The sequence below is a fragment of the Streptomyces hygroscopicus subsp. hygroscopicus genome, assembly GCF_001553455.1.
Taxonomy (GTDB): domain Bacteria; phylum Actinomycetota; class Actinomycetes; order Streptomycetales; family Streptomycetaceae; genus Streptomyces; species Streptomyces hygroscopicus.
Genome location: NZ_BBOX01000343.1, coordinates 1 through 6,684, shown reverse-complemented (window position 1 = coordinate 6,684; position 6,684 = coordinate 1). Strand labels below are relative to the sequence as shown.

Here is a 6,684-nt window from a genome sequence, read left to right as displayed (position 1 = left end):
GGCTCGCCTCCCGCAACCGGCTCGCCCGCGAGCTGCACGACTCGGTCGGCCACGCGCTGAGCGCGGTGACCCTCCAGGCGAGCGCGGCCCGCAAGGTCCTGGACACCGACCCGGAGTTCGCCCGGGAGGCGCTGGCGGCCATCGAGGAGACCACCCGGGACGCAGTCGGCGAACTCGACAGCGTGCTGGGCCTGTTGCGGGAGGGGGAGGACCGTCCGGCCGCCGCCCCCTCCCCCACCCTCAGGGACCTGGACGGGCTGCTGGCCCGCACCCGGGCCGCGGGTGTCACGGTCGAGCTGACGGCCCCGGACACCCTGGACCGGCTGCCGTCCGTCGTCTCCCGCGAGGCGTACCGCATCGTCCAGGAGGGGCTCAGCAACGCGCTGCGCCACGCGGGCCGGGTGCCGGTGCGGCTCCGGATCGCCGAGGACCGGAAGAAGGTGGAGATCACAATGGAGAACCCGGTGAACGGAGCCGCCAGGGCGCGGCGCCCCGGCGGCGGACGCGGTCTGCGCGGTATCACCGAGCGGGCCACGCTGCTCCGCGGCACCTGTGCGTGGGACACCGTGGACGGCGTCTGGCGGCTGACGGTCCGGCTCCCTGTGGAGGCGTCCCGGTGAGCGCCCCGCCCGCCCCTCTGCGCATCGTGCTCGTGGACGACGAGCGGATGGTGCGCACCGCGCTGCGCGCGATCCTCTCCAGCGAACCGGACCTGGAGGTCGTCGGCGAGGCCGGGACCGGTGCCGAGGCCGTGCCCCTGGTCCGTGAGCTGCGCCCGGACGTCGTGCTGATGGACGTCCGGATGCCCGATGTCGACGGCATCCGCGCCACCGAGCGGATCCTGGGCACCGGGTCGGAGCCGCCGCGCGTCATCGTGGTGACGACGTTCGAGAACGACGCCTACGTGTACGACGCGCTGCGCGCCGGGGCCAGCGGCTTCCTGCTCAAACGGTCCCGCGCGGAGGACCTGGTGCAGGCGGTGCGGCTGGTGGCGCGCAGCGACTCGCTGCTGTTCCCGGCCGCGGTGCGGGCGCTGGCCGCCGAGCACGCCGGTGCCCGCGCGCCGGAGCGGAACGCGGCGGCCCGGGCGCTGCACGACCGGCTCTCCGAGCGGGAGGCCGCGGTGCTGCGGCTGATGGCCGACGGGCTGTCCAACTCCGAGATCGCCGCCCGGATGGCGGTGGGACCGGCCACCGTCAAGACGCATGTGGGGGCGGTGCTCACCAAGCTCGGGGTGCGGGACCGCACCCAGGCGGTGATCGCCGCGTACGAGAGCGGTTTCGTGACGCCGGGCTGACATCCGGCGGCCGGGATGGTCTGCTGGGACGGGTCGGGCCGGCGGGGGCGGAGAGGCAGGAGGAGCAGACGCATGGAGTACGCACGGCTGGGCGCCTCGGGCATCAAGGTGTCGCGGATCTGCCTGGGCATGATGAGCTACGGCAGCCCCGAGTACCGCCCCTGGCAGCTGGACATCGACGACGCGCGGCCGATCGTGCGGCGTGCGGTGGAGGGCGGGGTGACCTTCTTCGACACCGCCGACATGTACGCGATGGGCCGCAGCGAGGAGATCACCGGGGAGCTGCTGCGGGAGTTCTTCCCCCGCCGCGACGACTACGTCCTCGCCACGAAGGTCTACTCCCCGATGGGCGAGGGACCCAATGACCGGGGGCTGTCCCGTAAGCACGTCCTGGCGGGCATCGACGCCTCGCTGCGGCGGCTGGGCACCGACCACGTGGACCTGTACCAGATCCACCGCTTCGACCCCGAGACCCCGGTCGAGGAGACGATGGAGGCGCTCCACGACGTGGTGCGGGCCGGGAAGGCCCGGTACATCGGCGCGTCCTCCATGTTCGCCTGGCAGTTCGCCAAGGCCCAGCACGCGGCCGAGGCGCACGGCTGGACCCGGTTCGTCTCGATGCAGAACCACTACAACCTGCTGTACCGGGAGGAGGAGCGGGAGATGAACCCGCTCTGCCTGGACCAGGGCGTGGGCGTCATTCCCTGGAGCCCGCTGGCGCGCGGGCTGCTGGCCGGCACCCGCGACCGGGACCGCACCGGGCCGACGGTCCGGGCGGGCAACGATCCGCTGGTGGAGAAGTGGTACGCGGACGCGGAGTTCGCCATCGTGGACGCCGTCCGCGCGGTCGCCGAGGAGCGCGGGGTGTCCCCCGCACAGGTCGCGCTGGCGTGGCTGCTCGGCAGGCCCGCGGTCACCGCGCCGATCGTCGGGGCCACCAGGACGGGCCATCTGGACGACGCGGTCGCGGCGGTCGGGCTGACGCTGGACGAGGAGGAGGTGGCCCGTCTGGAGGCCCCCTACCGCCCGCGCCCCGTCATGGGCCACGGCTGACGGGGCGGGACGGCCGCGCGGGCGGGGGCCGACCGCCTCAAGGTGAGCAGCCGCTTTCCGGTATTCCCCGTTTCCCGTTTCCCGGGTTACGGGGCCGGCCGCCGTGCGACGCACGGCGGCCGGCGCCGTAAGTCAGTCCATCGTCGAGCCGATCGCGGTGCGGTCCATGACCACCAGGAAGCTGGTGACCGGCAGCGCGCCGTTCTCCCGCCGGGTGCCGAGGGCGGTGGTGGGGTCGGTGGTGACCAGCGGCGGGGTGGCCGGGCCGCCCGGCGACCAGTTGTTGTCCCGGGAGACGGCCAGGCGTCCGGTGTCGGCGCTGCCACGGCCGTTGGAGACCGCGAGGTTGCGGGTGAGGAGGGCGCGGGACCCGGCGACGGAGTACCCCTTGTCCCAGTTGGCGAAGGCGGTGGTGCGCTGGAGCCGGAGGGCCCCGGTGTTGCCGCCCGCGTCGAAGCCGGCCTTGGAGTTGTCCCAGGCAGCGGAGGACCGTACGACATGGGCGGGCGAGGGGGCGTGCGGGCGGTCGGCGCCGAGCTGGAAGCCGCTGCCGTTGCCCTTGAAGTAGGGGATGTGCCAGCGGTTCCGGCCGTTCCCGAAGGCCCAGGAGTGCTCGATGGTGACCGGGCTCGCCCACATCCACAGGTCGAGGCCGTCGTCGCTGTTGTGGAACAGCCGGGATCCGGTGACCACGTTGCCGGTGCCGGAGCCATGGGTGATGGCTATGCCGTCGGCCCGCTGGCCGCCGGTGGCGTCGTCGTGGTTGCCGTAGGAGTCCACATTCCGGATGACGTTGTCGTGGGTGTTGTCACCGCGGAGGGTGAGTCCGGTGTCGCCGTTGCCGTGGGTGCTGAGGTTCTGGAAGACGTTCTTCGCGCAGGAGGTGCAGACCAGGCCGCCGCCCGGGGCGTTGCGCAGCTCTATCCCGGAGACCGTCCAGTAGTCGGCGCTGAGCGAGAGCAGGGAGGCGCCCTCGCCCAGTCTGGAGCCGTCGATGCTGACCTTCTCCGCCCCGTACGGCCGCAGTTGGACGGGTTCGCGAGCGGTGCCGCTGACGGAGCTGCGCAGCGTTCTGGACGGGTAGTAGGTGCCGCCGCGCACCTTGATCACGGTGCCCGCCTTGGCGGAGGAGAACGCCTTTTCCAGGGTGCGGTACGGGGAGTTGAGCGTGCCGGTGTTGGAGTCGCTGCCATGAGTGGCCACGTACACGGTGGTGGGCACGGCGCTCGCGCCCTCCGGCGAAGCCGTCAGATACACCCCGGCCACGGCCGACGCCACAATCACGGCGCTGCCCAGCGGCAGCGTGCGATCCTTACGGCGGCGGTGGCGGCCCCGTTTGCGCCTCAGCCCCATGGCAACTCCTGTTCCGCGTCGAGAGAACGAGCCGGAGGCACCGGACCGGCCCGCTCCATGTCGTAGTCGCCGCCGGTCCAGATTAGGTTGCCGCGCTCCCAAGGATTCTTAGACTACGAAATCCCGATCGCCGCGCGATAGCTTGCGACAACTCTTGATCATTCTGTGGCCGAGGTTGTTTGAGAAAGACAAAGATCGCGTCGATCTGTTGTGTCATATGCCTCATGGGCGATAGACCTTGCCCGGCTCCGGGGTGGCGGGGGCCATCAGCTGGGAGACCGTCACCACGGTGTAGCCCTCCTTCTTCAGGTCCGCCAGGATTCCCGGCACCGCCGGCACCGTGCCCTTGTAGATGTCGTGCAGCAGGATGATCCCGTCGCGCTTCGTCTGGTCCAGCACCCGCTTCCGGATCAGCGCGGAGTCGGTCGTCTGGTAGTCCTTCGCCGTCACGCTCCACAGCACCTGTGCCACGCCCAGCTCACGGCAGATCTTGGAGACCCGCTCATCGGTGCGCCCCTGCGGCGGCCGCATCAGCAGCGGCTTGCTCCCGGTGAGCTCGGCGACGGCGTCCTGGACGCGGCTGATCTCCGTGCGGACCTCATCGGAGTCGGTCTTGGTCAGGATCTTGTGCGACCAGGTGTGATTGGCGAGTTCATGCCCCTCGTCGGCGATGCGGTGCACCAGATCGGGGTGTTTGACGATGTGGTTCTTGCCGAGCATGAAGAAGGTCGCGTGGGCGTGCTCACGCTTGAGGATGTCCAGCAGCCGGGGCGTGTTCTCGCTGGGCCCCGCGTCGAAGGTGAGGGCGACGCATTTGGCGACGGCGCAGTCGACCGGGTCGGCCCCGCCGCCCTGCTTCGCCCGGTTCGGCGCCGCCGCCTCCGTCGCCGCCCCCTCCGGCTCCGCCGCCTCCGACGCCGCGTGCTCCCGTGCGCTGCGCGGCGATGTGGTGTCGTAGGAGGCGCCGCAGCCGGTGAGACCCAGCGTCAGACAGACGGCACCCGCGAGCAGCCCGGATATGCGACCTTTTCGCCCCATTGAAGTCACCGAGTTCCTGTAATCCCCGTTGTGGTGTGTAGTGGTCACCATGCCGTCAACAGACCTACATATGCGCAAAGTTGACGGAACACAGCGAGAAGCACCCTACACAACGCGTATACACGCAGTTCATAGGGGGTTCATAGGAAGGGAGGCCGGCGAGCGAGGCGCAGCCGAGTACGGCGGCTACGCGGGCATGGCGTCCGGACATGGCGGCTCCTGAAAAGAGGGGGGAGAGGGGAAACCGGGAAACGGGCAGACGCGCGCCGCGGTCAGCCCCGGTGCTTCTTCCAGTCCGCCTGCGCCGCGTTGAGCTCCTTGGCGACCTGGTCGCAGAACGCCTTGGCGGTCATCCGGCCGAGCAGCACCTTCTGGAAGCTGGGCTCGTTGTCGGCCTTGCTGATGTTGTTCCAGTCCGGGAGGTAGTACGGCAGCTGGACGACCTTGGTCCGCGGATCGTTGAGCGACTCCAGGGCGGCCTTGGTCGGCGGGGCCTTGGCGATCCAGTCGTCGTCCGAGGCGCCGACGTTGGCGGGGATCGCGCCGACGTCCTCGTTCCACAGGCTGTTCATCTCCGGGGAGGCCGCGAACTCGATGAACTTCCAGGCCGCCGCCTTGTTCTTGCTCGCCTTGAAGAGCCCGAGGCCGTCGACCGGGTGGGAGACGATGATGCGCGCCGCCCCGGCCCGGGAGGGCGGCAGCGGTATGCCCGCGATCTTGTCCTTGCCGAGCAGCCGTACGTGGTCGGCATAGCTGCCGAGGTTGTGTTGCAGCATCCCGATGTCGCCCTGGTCGAACTGGGCGACCATCTTGGCGAAGTCGTTGTTGAGGTCCGCGGCGGGCGTCACCTTCTTGAAGAGGGCGACGTACTTCTCCAGCGCCGCGACGTTCTCCGGGTCGTTGAGCGTGGTCGTGTCGCCCTTCCAGAAGGACGGGATACCGGACTGGGCGTACATCATCTCCAGCGCCTGGGCGATCGAGCCCGCACCACCGCGCAGGGTGAACCCGAACCTGTTCGCGCCCCTGTCGGTCAGCTCGTCGGCGGCCTTGTAGAAGTGCTCCCAGGTGTCGGGCGCCGGGAGCTTCGCCGCCGCGAAGAGGTCGGTGCGGTACCAGAGGGTGCCCTGGTTGGCGGAGGTCGGGACGGAGTACAGCTCCTCGTCGTCACCGCCGGCCGCGCGGACGCTCTCGACCATGTTCTCGATCAGCTTGCCCTTGAGGGCGCTGTCGTCGATGCGGTCGGTCACCGGGTCGAGAGCGCCCTGGGCGACCAGGTTGGCCAGATAGGCGGTGCCCACGCCGCCGACGTCGGGCAGGCTGTCACCGCCGCTCTGGATGGCGGTGTCGTACTTCGACTGCACATGGGTGATCGGGATCGGGACGTACTTCACCGTGATGTCGGGGTACCTGTCCTCGAATCTGGCGATGATCCGCTTCCAGATCTTGGTGCGGGGGCCGCCGTTGTTGTCCCAGAAGGTGATGGTGCCCTTGCCGGAGCCCTCCTCGCCGCTGGACGAGCCGTCGTCCCCGCAGGCGGTGGCGGTCAGGGCGAGGGTGAGGACGGCGGCCAGGGCGGCTGCGGCGCGGGGCGCTCTGCGGGTGCGTGGGTTCATGGGCAGGTATCCGTCTCCTCGTGGGTTCGGTTGCGGTAACCGGCCGCCGGGCGGCGTGCCGTGCGGTGACCGGCCGCCGGGCGGCGTGCCGTGCGGTGACCGGCCGCCGGGCGGCGTGCCGTCGTGGCCGGGGACGGCGGTCGTCCGCGGGCCGGGCCGGGGACGTGACGTTCCGCCCGGTGCGCGTCCGCTCATACGGCGGCCCCCTTGCCGGAGAGCTGCCCCGCGATCCGGGCGGCGGCGGCGCGGTCCAGGCGGCCGTCGGCGACGGCGGTGACGATGCGCCGGGTGACGGTGTCGGCGGGGGCGATCGGCAGTGGCCGCCGACGG

At 70.9% G+C, this 6,684-nt stretch carries 6 protein-coding genes; 3 read left to right on the top strand and 3 right to left on the bottom strand.

Annotated features, from left to right (window positions below; translation table 11 throughout):
- The 3 genes from AXW62_RS30580 to AXW62_RS30570 form a co-directional block, all read left to right on the top strand.
- Positions 1–620: sensor histidine kinase (locus AXW62_RS30580; RefSeq protein ID WP_252368799.1), on the top strand; the 620-nt coding region annotated here is incomplete at its 5' end.
- Positions 617–1,297: a response regulator transcription factor gene (locus AXW62_RS30575; protein ID WP_102865647.1), complete on the top strand. Its 681-nt coding sequence runs from the start codon at positions 617–619 to the stop codon at positions 1,295–1,297. The genes AXW62_RS30580 and AXW62_RS30575, both read left to right, overlap by 4 nt.
- Before the next feature lie 72 nt (positions 1,298–1,369).
- Positions 1,370–2,350, top strand: coding sequence for an aldo/keto reductase (locus tag AXW62_RS30570; RefSeq protein WP_060947371.1), 981 nt, complete (start codon positions 1,370–1,372; stop codon positions 2,348–2,350).
- Between the two features lie 132 nt (positions 2,351–2,482).
- On the opposite strand, the gene AXW62_RS30565 is transcribed toward AXW62_RS30570, so the two are convergent.
- The 3 genes from AXW62_RS30565 to AXW62_RS30555 form a co-directional block, all read right to left on the bottom strand.
- Positions 2,483–3,703, bottom strand: a complete 1,221-nt coding sequence (locus AXW62_RS30565) for a right-handed parallel beta-helix repeat-containing protein (protein ID WP_079115882.1) — start codon at positions 3,701–3,703, stop codon at positions 2,483–2,485.
- 222 nt (positions 3,704–3,925) lie between these two features.
- The gene (locus tag AXW62_RS30560) at positions 3,926–4,741 is read right to left on the bottom strand and encodes a polysaccharide deacetylase family protein (protein WP_060947370.1); all 816 of its coding nucleotides are present in this window, start codon (positions 4,739–4,741) and stop codon (positions 3,926–3,928) included.
- Positions 4,742–5,013: 272 nt separating this feature from the next.
- Positions 5,014–6,354, bottom strand: coding sequence for an ABC transporter substrate-binding protein (locus tag AXW62_RS30555; RefSeq protein WP_060947369.1), 1,341 nt, complete (start codon positions 6,352–6,354; stop codon positions 5,014–5,016).
- Positions 6,355–6,684 lie beyond the last annotated feature (330 nt).

Coding starts and splice junctions, on each gene's coding strand:
- AXW62_RS30560 (WP_060947370.1), bottom strand. CDS start 4,741: ATGGGGCGAAAAGGTCGCATATCCGGGCTGCTCGCGGGTGCCGTCTGT.
- AXW62_RS30555 (WP_060947369.1), bottom strand. CDS start 6,354: ATGAACCCACGCACCCGCAGAGCGCCCCGCGCCGCAGCCGCCCTGGCC.
- AXW62_RS30570 (WP_060947371.1), top strand. CDS start 1,370: ATGGAGTACGCACGGCTGGGCGCCTCGGGCATCAAGGTGTCGCGGATC.
- AXW62_RS30565 (WP_079115882.1), bottom strand. CDS start 3,703: ATGGGGCTGAGGCGCAAACGGGGCCGCCACCGCCGCCGTAAGGATCGC.